Genomic DNA, 16,300 nt, shown 5'->3' with positions numbered 1-16,300 from the left:
CCATTACAACCCAGAACCGAGAGGACTATTTGTCTTCTCGGTTTTTATTTTTATCCCCTAATTATACATGGGATTGGCATTGTAAAAGATAAATAGTTCGCCCACTCAGACATATTCGCTTTTCCTAAAACAAATGCTCCTTCTTCTTTCAACTGCTTCACAATTGTTGCGTCTTGATCTGCAATCCAATCTTTTAATACATAAGTTCCTGCACTAGTCGGCATCACTTTTTCCGTCTGTACATTATCTTTTACAACGACAGGAATACCATATAAATTCGAATTTTTGTTTCTACCCCGCTCTTGATCTAACTTTCTTGCTTCTTCCATCGCATTAGGATTTATCTCTGTAACAGAATTTAATGTTATTCCATGTTGATCATGTTCTTGTATTCTAAAGAGATAAATACTCGTTAATTCTTCATATGACAACTTTCCATCATCAATCATTTTTTGAAGCTCATCTACAGTCGCATTTACGACTTCTTTTTCTTTTATCTTTACATTTTCTATATTGATTCCTTTAAGCTGATTATGTATCGGTTGTAGCACTCTTTCTTTATCATATACAATACGCTCAGGTTCCTTTGGAAAATAATTTTTATACACGTAATATCCACCGGCACACGCTAATAAGACAATGCCTCCAGTGATAGACAGCGTTACCTTTACCCATTTCTTCATGTTGCTTCCTCCACTCTATAAGATGCTTAGCTATACAAAAAAGAGAGTTACCTTTTACTTAACTCTCTCCAATCAAAATGCTAAATGAAAAAATGAAAGATTTCAATCTAATTACTTCTTTTTTTGCATTTGCTTTGCTAACATTTCTTTCACTTGATTATACGTTAATCCTGAATTTTTATTTAAACGCTTTACTTCCTCAACATCAGTACCTACCACTGTATATTTTTTCTCATCATTCATTTTTCTAATTCCCTTCTCACCGTATTATTTCTTATATTTCTTCCCTAAATGCGCATAAATTAACACCACTACAAAAAAGAAAGCTGTTTTTAAGTACAGCTTCCTTCTCGTTACATATTGTATTTCTTAATAAAATTTCACTACATCTTCAGTAGGCAAGAACGTTCTTTCTGCTGGTTGTTCGTTTGGTTCACCAAATGGCATTTGACCTACTAAGCTCCACTCTGCCGGAATGTTCCAAGTTTCTTTCACTTCAGCATCTACGATTGGGTTGTAATGTTGTAATGACGCCCCAATTCCTTCAGCAGATAATAGCATCCACACAGTATGTTGTAACATCGCATTTCCTTGATGAGACCAGAATGGGAACTGATCTTTATATAATGGTGCATTTTCTTGCATTTTTTCTACAGTTGCTTGATCTTCAAAGAATAGCACTGTTCCTACACCTGCATGAAAACCTTTTAGTCTTTCTACAGTCGCTTCAAAGTTTTCTGCTGGTACACGGGCTCTTAGTGTTTCTTTAACGATATCCCAAAACTTTTCATGCTCTCCATCCATTAATACAACCATACGACCACTTTGCATATTGAAAGATGTTGGTGCGTGTAAAGCTGTTTTTAACACTTCTTCAATTCTTTCTTTCGTAATTGCATCGTTTTTTGCTACTTTACGAATTGAACGGCGGTTCACGATTGCTTCTTTTAAGTTTGTTGTAGTTGCTGACATTTTAATTCCTCCAAATGTTTGTTTTATAATTTATTTTGTTATTTCATAACAAGCGAATTAGCAATATCCATCGGTATTACATTGCATACCTTCAAATGAATTTGTTTTATCCTTTTCAATTTCTTTATCAATGACCCTTTCTAGTGTTTCTTTACTAGCAAGCCCTTGAATGACTTCATCTCCAATCATGACAGTTGGAACGGCCATAATATTCGCTTCATCATATGCGTGTTGAATTGCTTCTTGATGCTTTTCTTTATATTTACGAGTTACTAAAGCATCTTTAAATTCCGCCTCAGGAAGTCCTACTTCTACCGCTAATTTTGTTAACACATCAATATCTTCAATGTTTTGCTCTTCTTGGAAAAATGCTGTGAATACGCGGTGATGATACTCATTACCTAGTCCACGTTCTTTCGCAAATTGACATCCTTCGAAAGCTAAATGTGTATATGGATGTGGTGAAACACGTGGCAAGCGCATATCAATTCCTAACTTCTTCGCTGTCGGAAGAATGAAAGCATCCCATGAACCTAATTTTTCTGGTTCATTCCATGGATCTATTTTTGAATATGGACTTGGACGTAATTCAAATGGCATCCATTCAATCTCTACATCTTTCTCTTTCGCTACCTCATCTAATGGACCTTTTGCTAAAAAACAAAACGGACATATAAAATCTGAGTATACTTTCATTTTTACAGTCATAACTTTTACACCTTCCCTTTATAGTTGTAATCAAATCAGTTACATTAATGATAAAAAAATATAAATATGATTTAAGCATTCATTTTTTCTTGCAAAGTTTCAAACAACTGCCCCATCGTAATATTTCTCAAAACTTCTTCCATCGCGGATTGTGCTTGAATTAAAATAATTTCTAACACCGCTTGAATATTCGCCCCAATTGGACAATCTGGATTCGGTTGCTCGTGAATATGAAATAGCTTGTCTTCTTCGACTACGTTCACTGCATGATACACATCTAACAATGTGATTTCATGTAAATCCTTTAGTAATCCCGCGCCACCCGATCCACGATTTACGTAAACAAAGCCAGCTTGTTTCAAGTACGACATGATTTTACGAATGACTACTGGATTTGTATTGACACTCTCAGCCATATAGTCTGAAGTACAAAGTGAAGATGGATTGTTTTTCAAAATAGATAAAATATGAACAGCTATGGAAAAGCGGCTACTAATTTTCATCGTAATCACCACCTCGATGTAATCATTATAGTTACAACCGAAAAATAAGTCAATCCTTTTCATAGATTTTTTATAAGTAAATTAAAAAGTGTCCCATTATGATATATGAGACACCTCTTTTTATTCTGCAAATAGCGATTGAAATTCTTCAATAAATAGCTGCACAGCGATTGAAGAATCCTTTAATGAAGGAACAGCTAATGCAATTTCTCTCCATACTTGTGGTTCCAATTCTCTCGTTTGCACATTTTTTGGTAAATTCGTTAAAGATAATTCAGCTAATATTGCAATGCCCAATCCTTCTTGAATCATATTTAAAGCTGTAGTAACTGTCGAAATTACATATTCAGCCCGAAGTGGTACGTTTGCTTGTTTAAACATATCAATAATGGGTGGTTCATATCCACCCTTACATAATATGATCGGTTCATTCTCTAAATCACAAATTGTAAGAGCGTCCTTCTTACAGAGAGGATGATCCTCTCTTAAGATAGCAACCATTTTCCCCTTCGTTAATGGAACAATCTCCATATCTTTATTAGGCAAAATAACAATCCCTATATCAATAACCCTCGATACTAACCAATCTTCAACTTCTTTAATCGTTCCTTCACAAAGAACTACTTCTAAGTTCGGATACTTCTCCTTAAAAAGGTTTATCATTTTGGGTAAGAAATGTGCAGAAGCACTCGGAAAACTACCAATTCGAATCGTTCCAACTTCGTGTCCTTTCTCCATCGCAACTTCTTGTTCAATCTTCTCTACACCGTTCAAAATCTCTCTAATATGTACAAGAATCCTGTTTCCTACATCCGTAACGAGGAGCCCTTTTCGTTTATCACGTATAAGAATCGTAACTCCTAACTCTGACTCAATACTTGAAATGGCATGACTTACAGCTGGCTGCGTCATATTTAACACCCTAGCAGCCTTCGTAAAACTACCTAACTCAACAGTTTTTATTAATACTTGCAGTTGTGTAATGGTCATAACTAATCACTTATACTCCTCATAAAAAAGATTCATTTTATTTATTACAGTCGATATCATATCATAGTGAAATGAATAACAACAAGGAGGTCTTACCGTGACACAGCTTTCTCGAACTAAGACGGCCATAATCCTTACCTTTCTCGTTTTCATGTGGGGAATCAATTGGCCTTTATCTAAGTTTGCCCTGCATTATACACCACCTGTTTTATTTGCAGGCGTTCGAACTCTAATTGGAGGATTCATTTTACTCCTGTTCGCATTACCGAAATACAAAGAGTTACATTTAAAAGAAACGTGGCATTTATATGTTATTTCTTCCTTACTTAACATCATTATATTTTATGGATTACAAACTGTCGGCCTTCAATATATGCCTGCTGGGTTATTTTCCGCCATTGTATTTCTACAGCCAGTCTTACTCGGTATTTTCTCGTGGATATGGCTTGAAGAATCAATGTACGGCTTAAAAATTTTCGGGCTTGTTCTCGGATTTATTGGTGTAGGTGTTATTAGCTCTAGCAGTTTAACTGGACATATTTCTATTATTGGAATCCTTCTCGCGTTAGGATGCGCTATTGGCTGGGCACTTGGCACAGTATTCATTAAGAAGACTGGTCACCGTGTTAATGCCATTTGGATGGTAACACTTCAGCTTATTATTGGTGGCCTTTGCTTAATTGGATTTGGTTCAGAGTTTGAAAGCTGGTCTAGTATCGCTTGGAGTATGCCATTTGTTAGCGTACTTCTCTTTATTTCATTCTTTGTTATTGCAATGGGGTGGCTTGCATACTTCACACTTGTTGGAGCTGGTGAAGCAAGTAAAGTTGGGGCTTATACATTCCTCATTCCACTAATCGCTATTATTGTAAGTTCAATTTTCTTACATGAGGCTATTACCATTAGCTTATTCATCGGACTATTATTTATTGTTGTGAGTATTTGTTTTGTAAATATGAAACCGAAAACACTTGCTGTAAGGCAGCAAGTTGAATTGAAATAAACGTAAGAAAGAGCCTACTGTTTGTAGGCTCTTTCTTACGTCTTACTTTTTACGACGTACTACAAAAACACACGCACTTACCGACGATACAATCGCCAAAATAGACAAGACAATTGCTATCAATTGCATATTACTAGTACCTTCATTCTTTTCTACACTAGAAACTTCACCATGTTCTCCTGTTAATGACGTACCTTTTGCAATTGTAGTAAGTGAATGCGGTTTTTCAGCTTTTTCATCGCCTGTCCATTCAACAATTTCTCCGTCTTTATATTGTTGATATGCATCCCAAGCTATTTTTTGTTCTTTATCCGGATTTTTAGCGACGAAAGTAAATCGCTGGAACTGACCGGGTAAAATCCCTTCTCCTGTTGCTTCCCATACTACAGTTTTAACTTTTCCAGCTGTATCTTTTTGCTCCTCAACTTTCCATCCTGGCACTGGTTCATACTGCTGGAACTCTACTCCAGACGGTATTTTCAGTGTAACTTTTGTTGTTGCTACATTTTTTTCAACTGGTACTTTTATCGTATATGTCTCCCAAGAACCAACGTCAGAAGTTGCTGGTTTTACAGTGACGTGCGCACTAACAGGTAACGAAAACATTCCCATTGCAATAATTGTTGCGATCATTGTTGTTCCTAATTTTTTTATACGTTTCATTTTCTATTTACTCCTTTTCATCTATAACATCTGTTTATCATGCTGCTCGCTAGCAGCATGATTGGTACAATTTTATCTGCCACCTACAATAAATTTAAAATCTGTATCGAAACTATCAAGAGATTTTGTTAATCCATGAACATGTATATTCCAGTTTCCTGTCATGTTAATATACATACCTTCTGCTTCATATTCTCCCGGTGAAACTACTGAAACTTTAAATGAACCTTTTCCCATGTTCATATCTAATGATTGAGTCGTCAATATCATTTGTTCCATATCAGTAACAGGCTGTCCCTTTTCATCCTTTAGTTTAATATGGAATTTATTTTGTCCTACCTTATTCGGACTTACATTTAGCGTAAGTTCATATCCATTATCTAATTGCTTACTCTCTGTAAATGGTCCAGTAGGAGGCATCGGTGGTGTCTGTACGTTTGTCATAAAAGCTACGATTACGAAAATGATAATTCCAATGACAAACTCTACTTTCACCGTAGCTCCTAATCCTTGCTGCGCTCTTATTCTCCCTTTCACATAATGAACAATTCCCAATATCCCCATGAAAATAAATAATAGTATCTTTGCTAATAAAGCCAATCCATACTTTGTATCAAATAATGAGTGGATTGTTGGAATAAAAAATGTACTGTTAAAAAGGCCTGTTATTAAAATCACGATGACAGCACCTGTTGCCCACGGTGAAAAACGCTTAATCATATCCCAATACATATGCCACTTGTTATCCTCTTTACGTAAAAGAAGAATAATAGATGATAAACCACCAACCCATAATGAAGCTGCTAATAAATGTAGAAAATCCATAACGACAGCAATGTCTTTAAACTTTAAACCGTATGCGTGACTATTAAAGGCCTTCATAACAAGTAACCCTATAAACAATAGTATTGGAATACTCCATACTTTAAACGACGAAAACTTCTCATGCTTCACCGCAAAATACGTAACAATTATAAGCGTACTAATGAGAACCATTTGAGTAATCCATACATAACCAAAAACAGAAAGCTGTAATGTTTCTTTTAATAGTAAAGGATTGAATGCTTCTAGCCATGAAACATCAGCATTTATTTTCGCTTGCAATGTTAGATTGAATAACAAGCTAATCAATATCCCAAATAGAGAAATCCATATTATGTTCTTACTCCTTAATTGAACCGAGGTTGCATTTCCTTTATACATAATAAGATTAAAGAATAGCACTCCTATAAATAGTGAGAAACTTGTATATAAAATTCCACGTTCCATAATCATATCGATTTGTGGGATGTAACCCATCTCTTCCACTTGTATATCGTCTGTTTCTGTTTCCACTCCCGCTAATCCAACCCGGAACGGGATAACTCCTTGAATTGGATGTCCATCAGCTGAAATCACTTTCCACTGAATAGAGTAAAGACCATTTTTGAGATTGTCTTTTAATCCGGCTTCTAATAGCTTTTTATTTTTTTTATCAATATGAGCATCTTTTAAATCGACCCTTTTACCTGATGTATCTCTCACGTACAATGTATTAAAACTTGAAACTTGTATGTCCTCATCGAATTCAATTTTCACAACAGATGGTGCTTTCTTCAATGTTTCATTTTCAGTAGGGTTTGATTTCACAACGTACGCATGAGCAGATGCACTTTTCGGTATCAATATGATAACCACACATGCAAGTAATAACCATGTCCCTAATCTTCTCATTACTTTCACACTCATTTCACTTCTTTCTTCCTCATCGCTCTATTTTCATTACTTTAACTTCCGAAGTTTGATTCTCGGGCGAAATATTAACCTGATTAAATATAAACTTCTGTAAAGTATAACTCTTATTTCTCTTCCACCTCTTAACTTCTAATACAATAGTAACTATCACTATAGATACAACTTACATTTTTAAAGCCGATTGTTATTATATCATAAAATATATTTATGTAAGTTATCAAAGAAGAAAAGTTATCGTGAATCATTTGTGAAGAAAATGTGAAATGCATAAATAAAAAGGTGTTACGTAATAACATAACACCTTTTTAAAAATATCCTTCTTCTATTTCTCTTCCGGATAATCACAATACTCGATAATCGTTCCTTCTGTATCCGCTGGGTTAAGATATATTAATCTTCTACCGTGCTTATTAATCCGAAGTGTATGCTCTAATGTCCGAATACCTTGTTCTTTTAACTCTTCTAGAGCCACATCTAAATCATCGACACGATACGCAACGTGATGAACACCTTTACCTTTTTGTTTAATAAAACGGGCAATTGGAGATGTCGTATTATTCGTCGGTGCAAGTAATTCAATTCTATCTCCATCCACTTCAAGAATGGCTACTTCGCTTTCCACACCAGGAGCTTCACTTACGTAACGATCTATTAATTCTCCTGATAGAACCTGTTCATAAAAACGTATCGTACTATCTATATCACGAACTGCGATTCCGATATGATCAATTGTTTTTTTCATTTTATTTCCCCTACTACTTTATTTTTTCTCATTATTAATAGTAACAAAAAAAGCTATAGAAACAAGTCTATAACTTTTTTTATTTAACCTATTTTCTTATCCGCTCTAGTTGCTGGTTGAACTTGATTTTTCACTTTTAAAATGCTAATGCCATATCCGATAAATCCACCGATAATCGCTGGGAAGATCCAGCCTAATCCTACTTCCTGCATCGGAAGGAATTTAGTGAACACTTGGCTTACTACTTCAATGTTAACTCCAGCTGCACTTAATCCATCAAATAAGCTGATGATAAATGTTACGATTAAGCTTACTTGATAAACTTCAGCTCTTCCTTTAAATAATGAATGGAAGAATGTTAAGAAAATCAATACGATTGCTAGTGGATAAATTGCTGTTAATACTGGAACAGAAACTGCGATCAATTGTGTTAATCCTACGTTTGCAACAATTGCACTAAATACACATAGCGTAATTGCAATTGCTTTGTAAGGAACATTTGGGAATAACTTATGGAAGAATGAAGAACATGCTGATACAAGTCCCACACTAGTTGTTAAACAAGCTACTGTAATCATTAATCCTAATAATACTCCGCCATATGATCCGAAATAGTAGTTAGAAACTTTCGCTAATACTTCTCCGCCGTTCTCTAAATGTCCAAGCTTCGCAACACTTGAAGCACCCATATAAGAAAGAGCTGTATAAATAATTGCTAAAATAGATGCTGCAATTATGGTCGCTTTTGCACAAACGACCATAATTTGTGTTTTCGTTTTCGCACCTTTTTCTTTAATAGCATTAATAATGATAATCCCGAATACGAATGATGCGAGCGTATCCATCGTTAAGTATCCTTCTTGGAATCCTTTAAAGAATGCATGTGATGTATAAGCTTCCGCTGGTGCTTGCATATCTCCAATCGGATGTATAAAAGCAACGATTACTAAAATACCGATGAAAGTCAACTTAATTGGCGTTAAAATTTTTCCAACAATATCGACAATTTTCGCGGGATTTAGCGAAAAAAAACAAGTGATGCTAAAGAATATAATTGTGAAAAGAATTAAAGGTGTAGAACCTACTCCCTCTGGCATAAACGGCTTAAGACCAATTTCATAAGATACATTTCCTGTTCTCGGTATTGCAAATAACGGACCGATCGCTAAGTATAAAACTGTTGTAAACACAATCCCGAACACTGGGTGAGCGCGACTTGCTAATGACTGCAAATCATCTTTACCTGAAAAACCAAATGCTAGTACACCTAGTAATGGTAGTCCAACACCAGTTACTAAAAATCCAGCGTTAGCAATCCATACATTCTCTCCTGCTGATTGACCAAGCATCGCTGGGAAAATTAAATTTCCCGCTCCAAAAAATAGTGCAAATAACATTAAACCAATAACTACTATGAACGAAAACGGTACTTTATTCGCCATAATATAACCCCCATTCAAGTTTCCTTATCTCATTTTCCAATTTTAACTAATTGAATTTTCTGAATATTTAATTTAAGTATCAACTATTCTTGAACTCATTATAGTTTGCTATATAATATTTTGCAATACTATTTTCGAACTTTTCTTTTATTTTATAAATATACATTTTTTAACATGAAAAATAGACTAAAAAACCAACATAGTCATCCATGTTGGTTTTTCCATTTACTATCATAAATTAAAATTTTGCTGCTACTTTTTTAACGTTTTCTAGACCCTCTTCAACAATTTGTTGTGAACGATCTGGATATTGATTGTGTCCTTCAATTACAACTGTCTCTGGATTTGTAATTCCCCAGAATCCAAGTACAGTTGTTACGTAATTAACTGCCATTTCCATAGGAGCCATTTGTTCTGAAGAGTAATCTGAACCACGAGCACCTAACACAACTACTTTCTTACCACCAACTAAACCTTCTGGGCCATTTGCTGTATATTTAAACGTTTTTCCAGCTTGAGATAAGTATGAAATATATGTGATTAATGGTGCTGGTACTGTAAAGTTCCATAATGGGAATGCAAATACAACCTTATCAGCTTCTAAAAACTGATTTAAATATTGATCTACTGTAGCAACTGCCTTCTCCTCTTCAGCTGTTAACTCCATACCTTGGCTACGTTTATATCCACCTGAAATCGCAATATTTCCGTAATAAGGAAGATCTAATGCAAATAAATCTAATTCCGTAATTTCTGTATTTGGATTTGCTTCTTTATAAGTACTTACAAATGTTTCATACATTTTTGAACTAACTGCTTGCTCCGCTGGACGATCGTTTGCTTTTACAAATAATACTTTCGACATTTTTTTATTCCCCTCTACAGTCGTATTTTCTTCTTTTTTACCAAATAATGAGCTAAATAGTCCCATTTTCTTCACCTAATCTTTCTTTTCATATTCATTATTCATCATCATAAAAATTCTTATTCTAAGAAAAAGTTCCAATAGATACCTTAAGTTACACTATTGTACTTTTTGTTATTTAATTACCTCATGTAAGTGATTTTAATATAGTTACTAACTTTAGTCAAGCAACTTTTAATAAAAAAATAAAATCTCAACTTAAAAACATTAAGTGAAATACAATTGAACACCAAATACATCTTTATTACTTGTATAATAAACTTAGAGAGGAAAATTCATAGATAGAAAGGATTTATTCATGAGCACTATAGAAAAGATTCAAACTTTTATTATTCTTTTTGCTGTTACATGCGGCATCGTACTCGGACAATTTAATATGATACATACGTATTCAGACAAGTTTATTGTTCCCTTCTTATTCTTCATGCTATATGGATTATTCCTCAGCATCCCATTAAAAGAAATAAAAAACGGATTTCGCAATTTAAAATTTGCTGGAACAAGTCTTACTATTAACTTCTTATGGACACCTTTACTCTCTTGGGGGTTAGGGGCACTATTTCTTTCCGATCATCCAGCACTTTGGGTTGGATTTATAATGTTAATGGTTACTCCATGTACAGATTGGTACTTAATCTTTACTGAAATAGCGAAAGGTAATGTAGCACTTTCTACTGCAATTTTACCTGTAAATTTAATTTTGCAAGTTCTACTCCTTCCCATTTATTTATTTTTATTTGCTGGTGTCATGAAAACTGTAGCGGTTTCTGTTTTAGTAGAAAGTATTGTTATCGTAATCGTCTTACCATTTATACTTGCACACGCTACAAAATTCATTATGGATAAAATAAAAAAAGCTGAAACTCTCGAGAATAAACTCATTCCGTTTTTTAGCTCTGCTCAAATTGTATTTTTAAGTTTAGCAATAGTAGCGATGTTTGCATCACAAGGTAAATATTTACTACAAAATATGAATGTTGTTTTATTATTACTCGTTCCTGTTCTATTGTTCTTCATCATTAATTTTTTACTAGGACAATTTATCGGGCGCATGATGCATTTATCTTACAAAGATACAGTAAGTCTAAGCTTAACAACGTTAGCAAGAAACTCACCTGTTGCACTAGCTATCGCTGTGAACGCTTTTCCAGATGAGCCTCTTATCGCACTTGCACTCGTTATTGGACCATTGATTGAGTTACCAGTACTAGCTTGTGTGTCACAAGTTTTGTTGCTTATTAAGAAAAAACGGCAATACGCATAATAAAAAACGTCCCATTTTGGGACGTTTTTTATTATGGAAAGATTACATACAACACTTATTTCTTATTTATCATTACAAATGAAATTACCGAAACTACAAACATAATACTACCAATTATAAATCGATGGGCTCTAAAAATTTTATATGTTATAGAGAATTAACTTTTCGTTACATTAACAGATCCTTTCTAATTAAAAATGATAGGAAACGTAAATATAACGAAAGCTGCCCAAAGTCCGTAGATTGGCAAATACTTCGTAATGGCATCTTGGATAGCTGTCGGTCCTGATTTGTTTTGCAAGAAACGCATATAGGAAAACATAATCCAAATTAGATTTGCCCAGATCAATATGTTTACACCTAAAACAGCTAGTCTATTAGGTGTAATCCCGTAAGATGAAAGTCTAAATACGATGGCTGACAATGCAACAGTGTCAATAATAAGTGCCAGAACAATTAAGGAAAAATTTATATAATCTGAAATGTTCTTTTTCTCGTCCGAGTCACTTTCAACGATAAAAATATGGTAACAGCCAATACACCAAGGAGTATTCCGTTGAAAGCCATTAGGAAATTGCGATCCAAGAACGGATTTTTCCCGACCCAAATTACCGTTATAAGATAGATAAGCAACGTGATCAGGACGAGAGGACTAAAAATTTTAGATATGTATGGTGTAATATTTTTAGCAAGCTTAAGATTCATTGATACTAAGTATGCAGCCACAATAGCGAGAGCCGCTGCTCCAAATAAAACAACATTACTAAAATAGAATTCTCCTATATCTAAGTCAACAAAGCTAAATAAACGCATGGTGAATATTGCTAGTATCATTCCGCTCACTGCCATGCTCCCGTAGAGAAGACAATATTCTAAATTAAATTTAATATAGGCTAATCTTGTACCGCCTTTTGAATATTCATTTCCTGTAAACGCAAGCCCTACTAAGACCCATAAAAATATAGGAAGATGTAAATACGCAAGTATGGTACTGTCTTTATAATTTATTGGCAACGTATTAAGATACACCCCGGAAACTAGGAATAACGCTATAAGGGAATAAATAATACTTTTTTTCGGCTTATTATTGTAAACAAAATAAGCAGCAATAAAGGGAATTACACCAAAAGCCAAATTAATTGGAGCAATTGCTTCCTGCTCAACAAAGTGGAAAATGATTCTAGTGCTTATGCCGGCCAGAATAGCTAAAAGGCCCATGAATAAGAAACCTTTTTGAAACAAAGATGTTTTTTCTTTATTTACCTTCTCCTTGAAATGCAACCTTTCATACCAAGCACCTAGAATTTGAGAATCAGGGTTTTGGTCCCATGCTTGTGAGAATGCTTTTTTAAAAGCTTTCGGATCTTTTCTATACATCTTCTCCAACTCATGGGGGGTATCCATATGTTTAACAATCAAATTGTTAATGTTCATAGTTATACCTCCTCTAATTTTAAAAATAAGGTTGTTACCTTTTAACAAAAGCACCTCACTCATTTATTATGATTTTGATTTTAATACAAAATTTATCGTTTTACAATAAAAAATTATTATTTAAGGGATTTTTTTTATCGTTAAATTTTATATAAAAGAAAAAACAAAAGAGCATGACAGTTTTATGTCATGCTCTTTTAACAAATTAATTCTCAAATACAAAATTAATCTTATTATCTTTCCACTCTAATTTCGCATCAAACGTTTTCTCGCCCTTTTTAAAGCCTTTAATTAAATCAGTCTTTTCACCTTTTAAGAGCTTTGTCATATTCTTTTGCGAAATTGTTTTACTTAATATCTTCTTTGAAATGGTGAAATCACATTGCGTTGTATTATAGTTAGAACAACCGTAAAACGTTGACTTATCAATTACATCGCCATCACATTTTTTACAGCTACCAACCTTTTTACCCGTTGTAAATTTCGATCCTTTTCGTTCAATCGATTCAACATGTAGTCCCGTGAAATCCCACTTCTCAGACATTTCCACTGCGTCTTCAATAATTTTAGCTGATAGCTTTTTCGTCTGTTCCATAAATGTAGCTGGTGAAGCTGTACCTTCACCAATTTCCGCAAGACGTTGTTCCCATTTCGCAGTCATTTCCGGTGAAGCTAGTATTTTGTCACCAATTGCGGTAATTAATACTTTTCCTTTATCAGTCGCATACACTTGGTTTTTCTTTACATCTATATATTTACGGTCTTTCAGCATCGTAATAATACCCGCGCGGGTCGCTTCCGTACCTAAACCTTCTGTTTTCTTCAATACCTTCTCTAGCTCTTCATTCTCTAAATACTTACCGGCTGTTTTCATTAACGTAATAAGTTGTCCTTCTGTATAACGCTTCGGTGGCTGTGTTTTTCCTTCTTTCACTTTCACCTTTACAACTTTTCCTTCTTCACCTTCAGCTACAATTGGAAGAATGGTTTCGTCATCTTTATCGTCTTGGAAAATAACTTTACGCCAACCTTCTTGAATTTGCTGTTTTCCTTTTGAAATGAATTCAGCGCGTTCATCTACAAGCGTAATGATTGTAGTATAGTCAAAGATTGCAACTTCATAATGAGCTGCAATAAGCCTTCTTACGATCATATCGTATATTTTCTTTTCATCACCTGATAGTCTGCTTGGGTTTGTAACTTGCTCTGTCGGAATAATCGCGTAGTGATCTGTTACTTTCTTTTCATTTACATAACGCTTATTGTTCATAATGGATTCAACCGGAGCCGGTAATAAACCTTTATATTCATCAAACTGACTTAACTTCTGTAAAATATCAGGGAAAGTCGCTGCTTCTCCTTGAGTAACATAGTTAGAATCTGAACGTGGATAAGAAACAATCCCTTTTTGATAGAGTGCTTGCGTTATATCAAGCGTCTTTTTCGGTGAAAACTTAAAGGCTTTATTTGCCGTTGCTTGCAGTGATGATAAGTTGAATAAAAGCGGCGGCTGAAACTCTTTACGCTCCGTTTTCATTTCCTTCACAACAGCCGGTTTCCCTTGGCAAAATGCCGCAATTTTATTCGCCATATCAGGGTCTTTTAAGCGGGATTCATTATCCTTCTCCCATTTCCCGTCATATTTCTTTCCTTCTATATTAAAGGTTGCAAACACTTCCCAGAAAGGCTCTGACTTAAAGTTTTCAATTTCTTTCTCACGCTTTACAATCAATGCTAACGTTGGTGTTTGGACACGACCAGCAGAAAATACATCATTCATTCCTTTTTTCTTTAGCAAAATACTAAACACACGTGATGCATTCATACCAACAACCCAGTCAGCACAAGATCTTGTGTATGCTTCGTAATACGTATTAATTGTATCTGATTCGTCAAGTAAATTTTTAAACCCTTGATAAATAGCTTGCTTCGTTAAAGACGAAATCCATAGACGCTTCATCGGCTTTTGCACGTTACAAAGATTAATAATATTTCGTACGATTAGTTCCCCTTCACGCCCAGCATCGCCTGCGTGAATAATTTCTGTTACCTGTGGATTATGTAACAGCTGTTTCACAACGTTAAATTGCTTATACTTTGACTTTGTTACTTCAAATTGAAAACGCTCTGGAATCATCGGTAATGTATTAAGTGACCATTTTTTCCACTCTGCGTGATAATGCTCTGGATTACATAACTGCGTCAAATGACCAATTGCCCATGTACAGTACGCTCCATTTGGAAATAACTCATTCGCTTCTACTTCTAAATACCCATCTTTCCGGCGATATTTAAATTGTGAAACAAGAGCCAAACCTTGATCTGGTTTCTCGGCAATAATTAATTTCATTTTATAACTCCCTATCTGTATTCCAGTGTTACTTTCATTGTCTATATGTTTAGAAGCGATGATAAAACAACAATCTTATTTATCATTCGCGGTTTGTTTGTCTCGCAAATGGGAGACCTATAATATTATACGCTTATTCTTTATGGCTTCACAATAGAAACTCATAATATAACAATTTCTTTCACATTCTTACAATTAAAAAAGACGCCCTAAAAAATCAAGCGTTCCTTTGCCTACATCTATGAAATTGTGCAGATAATATGCAGATATAAATTATCATAAGTACACATATGATGAAATGAACGATAGGACAAGGAGGTATCATAATGTTTGCTTATACGTTAACTGCCCTAACACTTTGCTGTATCTCAATTCTTATTGCATCCAATATTTCTAAACGTAAGGGTACCCTAATGGAGTATATGGTATTTATTATGTCTTTTAGTATGAGTATCGGTTTAAGTATTGGTTTTTATTTAGGCATTCTCTTTAAGGGGGAATTACTATATTCTACTTTACTTGCTATTTTAATTAGTGGTTTTATCGGTTTTTTAGTGGGTCTACGTTTTCACCTATATACTGCTTTAGAAGGAATGTTCTCTGGATTAATGGCAAGTATGATGGGAGCAATGATTACAGAAATGTTAAATGCTCAACAAGCTCATAGTATACTGTTCATTAGTCTCTTACTTACTATAACGATTACTATGTCATGTATAATTCAATTGTTATCAGAGAACTTGTCTACTTTTATCCAACGGCGTTTTTTGTTATTCCTTTCAATTAGTGTAATAATTATCGTTGCCGTATTCGTGACATTTCCAGATCATACTCCCTCACCTTCACCTGGGCATAATCAACATATACATTAGTACTTGCAACAAAAA

14 protein-coding genes and 2 pseudogenes are annotated in these 16,300 nt (G+C 34.5%); 3 read left to right on the top strand and 13 right to left on the bottom strand.

All coding sequences use genetic code 11. From position 1 onward, the window contains the following. Positions 1 to 74 precede the first annotated feature (74 nt). The 6 genes and pseudogenes from AXW78_RS08945 to AXW78_RS08920 all read right to left on the bottom strand — a co-directional run. A pseudogene (locus AXW78_RS08945) lies at positions 75 to 683 on the bottom strand (amidase family protein); the annotation flags it as partial. Positions 684 to 794: 111 nt separating this feature from the next. Continuing rightward, entirely contained in the window at positions 795 to 926 is a 132-nt protein-coding gene (locus AXW78_RS35245; RefSeq protein ID WP_000997344.1) for a hypothetical protein, read from the bottom strand. Between the two features lie 126 nt (positions 927 to 1,052). After that, entirely contained in the window at positions 1,053 to 1,655 is a 603-nt protein-coding gene (locus AXW78_RS08935; RefSeq protein WP_001277011.1) for a nitroreductase family protein, read from the bottom strand. Positions 1,656 to 1,712: 57 nt separating this feature from the next. Further along, positions 1,713 to 2,363 carry a DsbA family oxidoreductase gene (locus tag AXW78_RS08930; protein WP_000216673.1) on the bottom strand — a complete coding sequence of 217 codons (651 nt, stop codon included), beginning with the start codon at positions 2,361 to 2,363 and terminating at the stop codon, positions 1,713 to 1,715. A gap of 71 nt (positions 2,364 to 2,434) precedes the next feature. Continuing rightward, positions 2,435 to 2,866 (bottom strand): Rrf2 family transcriptional regulator, encoded by a 432-nt coding sequence (locus AXW78_RS08925; RefSeq protein ID WP_061884012.1) that lies wholly within the window; start codon positions 2,864 to 2,866, stop codon positions 2,435 to 2,437. Positions 2,867 to 2,986: 120 nt separating this feature from the next. Continuing rightward, complete coding sequence (locus AXW78_RS08920; protein WP_000156773.1) at positions 2,987 to 3,856, bottom strand: LysR family transcriptional regulator; 870 nt, start codon at positions 3,854 to 3,856, stop codon at positions 2,987 to 2,989. Positions 3,857 to 3,953: 97 nt separating this feature from the next. On the opposite strand from AXW78_RS08920, the gene AXW78_RS08915 reads away from it, so the two are divergent. After that, a complete protein-coding gene (locus tag AXW78_RS08915) occupies positions 3,954 to 4,859 on the top strand; it encodes a DMT family transporter (RefSeq protein WP_000192806.1) in 906 nt (301 codons plus the stop codon). 42 nt (positions 4,860 to 4,901) lie between these two features. Here the strand turns inward: AXW78_RS08915 and AXW78_RS08910 are convergent, their stop codons facing one another. The 5 genes from AXW78_RS08910 to AXW78_RS08890 all read right to left on the bottom strand — a co-directional run bounded on the left by AXW78_RS08910 (position 4,902) and on the right by AXW78_RS08890 (position 10,371). Continuing rightward, positions 4,902 to 5,522 (bottom strand): YcnI family copper-binding membrane protein, encoded by a 621-nt coding sequence (locus AXW78_RS08910; protein ID WP_061884011.1) that lies wholly within the window; start codon positions 5,520 to 5,522, stop codon positions 4,902 to 4,904. 72 nt (positions 5,523 to 5,594) lie between these two features. Continuing rightward, positions 5,595 to 7,250, bottom strand: a complete 1,656-nt coding sequence (locus AXW78_RS08905) for a copper resistance CopC/CopD family protein (protein ID WP_061884010.1) — start codon at positions 7,248 to 7,250, stop codon at positions 5,595 to 5,597. A 328-nt stretch (positions 7,251 to 7,578) separates the two neighbouring features. Further along, complete coding sequence (locus tag AXW78_RS08900; RefSeq protein ID WP_000750855.1) at positions 7,579 to 7,998, bottom strand: VOC family protein; 420 nt, start codon at positions 7,996 to 7,998, stop codon at positions 7,579 to 7,581. Positions 7,999 to 8,081: 83 nt separating this feature from the next. Then, complete coding sequence (brnQ, locus tag AXW78_RS08895; RefSeq protein ID WP_046945394.1) at positions 8,082 to 9,440, bottom strand: branched-chain amino acid transport system II carrier protein; 1,359 nt, start codon at positions 9,438 to 9,440, stop codon at positions 8,082 to 8,084. A gap of 238 nt (positions 9,441 to 9,678) precedes the next feature. Beyond that, complete coding sequence (locus tag AXW78_RS08890; RefSeq protein ID WP_000522529.1) at positions 9,679 to 10,371, bottom strand: FMN-dependent NADH-azoreductase; 693 nt, start codon at positions 10,369 to 10,371, stop codon at positions 9,679 to 9,681. Between the two features lie 292 nt (positions 10,372 to 10,663). On the opposite strand from AXW78_RS08890, the gene AXW78_RS08885 reads away from it, so the two are divergent. Beyond that, positions 10,664 to 11,629 carry an arsenic resistance protein gene (locus AXW78_RS08885; protein WP_061884009.1) on the top strand — a complete coding sequence of 322 codons (966 nt, stop codon included), beginning with the start codon at positions 10,664 to 10,666 and terminating at the stop codon, positions 11,627 to 11,629. A 187-nt stretch (positions 11,630 to 11,816) separates the two neighbouring features. On the opposite strand, the pseudogene AXW78_RS34785 reads toward AXW78_RS08885, so the two are convergent. Together AXW78_RS34785 and topB are read right to left on the bottom strand one after the other, a co-directional pair. Next, positions 11,817 to 13,063 (bottom strand): annotated as a pseudogene (locus tag AXW78_RS34785) (DUF4153 domain-containing protein). Between the two features lie 205 nt (positions 13,064 to 13,268). Then, positions 13,269 to 15,413 (bottom strand): DNA topoisomerase III, encoded by a 2,145-nt coding sequence (gene topB / locus AXW78_RS08875; protein WP_000766769.1) that lies wholly within the window; start codon positions 15,411 to 15,413, stop codon positions 13,269 to 13,271. A 326-nt stretch (positions 15,414 to 15,739) separates the two neighbouring features. Here topB and AXW78_RS08870 point away from each other — a divergent pair, with 326 nt between their 5' ends. Beyond that, a complete protein-coding gene (locus AXW78_RS08870; protein ID WP_000458516.1) occupies positions 15,740 to 16,285 on the top strand; it encodes a hypothetical protein in 546 nt (181 codons plus the stop codon). Positions 16,286 to 16,300 lie beyond the last annotated feature (15 nt).

Source organism: Bacillus thuringiensis (genome assembly GCF_001595725.1).
GTDB classification, from domain to species: domain Bacteria; phylum Bacillota; class Bacilli; order Bacillales; family Bacillaceae_G; genus Bacillus_A; species Bacillus_A thuringiensis_K.
Note: the sequence above shows the minus strand (reverse complement) of the source record. Positions and strands in the feature narration are given on the sequence as shown.

Coding starts and splice junctions, on each gene's coding strand:
- AXW78_RS08870 (WP_000458516.1), top strand. CDS start 15,740: ATGTTTGCTTATACGTTAACTGCCCTAACACTTTGCTGTATCTCAATT.
- AXW78_RS35245 (WP_000997344.1), bottom strand. CDS start 926: ATGAATGATGAGAAAAAATATACAGTGGTAGGTACTGATGTTGAGGAA.
- AXW78_RS08930 (WP_000216673.1), bottom strand. CDS start 2,363: ATGACTGTAAAAATGAAAGTATACTCAGATTTTATATGTCCGTTTTGT.
- AXW78_RS08905 (WP_061884010.1), bottom strand. CDS start 7,250: ATGAGTGTGAAAGTAATGAGAAGATTAGGGACATGGTTATTACTTGCA.
- topB (WP_000766769.1), bottom strand. CDS start 15,413: ATGAAATTAATTATTGCCGAGAAACCAGATCAAGGTTTGGCTCTTGTT.
- AXW78_RS08890 (WP_000522529.1), bottom strand. CDS start 10,371: ATGGGACTATTTAGCTCATTATTTGGTAAAAAAGAAGAAAATACGACT.
- AXW78_RS08925 (WP_061884012.1), bottom strand. CDS start 2,866: ATGAAAATTAGTAGCCGCTTTTCCATAGCTGTTCATATTTTATCTATT.
- AXW78_RS08935 (WP_001277011.1), bottom strand. CDS start 1,655: ATGTCAGCAACTACAACAAACTTAAAAGAAGCAATCGTGAACCGCCGT.
- AXW78_RS08885 (WP_061884009.1), top strand. CDS start 10,664: ATGAGCACTATAGAAAAGATTCAAACTTTTATTATTCTTTTTGCTGTT.
- AXW78_RS08920 (WP_000156773.1), bottom strand. CDS start 3,856: ATGACCATTACACAACTGCAAGTATTAATAAAAACTGTTGAGTTAGGT.
- AXW78_RS08910 (WP_061884011.1), bottom strand. CDS start 5,522: ATGAAACGTATAAAAAAATTAGGAACAACAATGATCGCAACAATTATT.
- brnQ (WP_046945394.1), bottom strand. CDS start 9,440: ATGGCGAATAAAGTACCGTTTTCGTTCATAGTAGTTATTGGTTTAATG.
- AXW78_RS08900 (WP_000750855.1), bottom strand. CDS start 7,998: ATGAAAAAAACAATTGATCATATCGGAATCGCAGTTCGTGATATAGAT.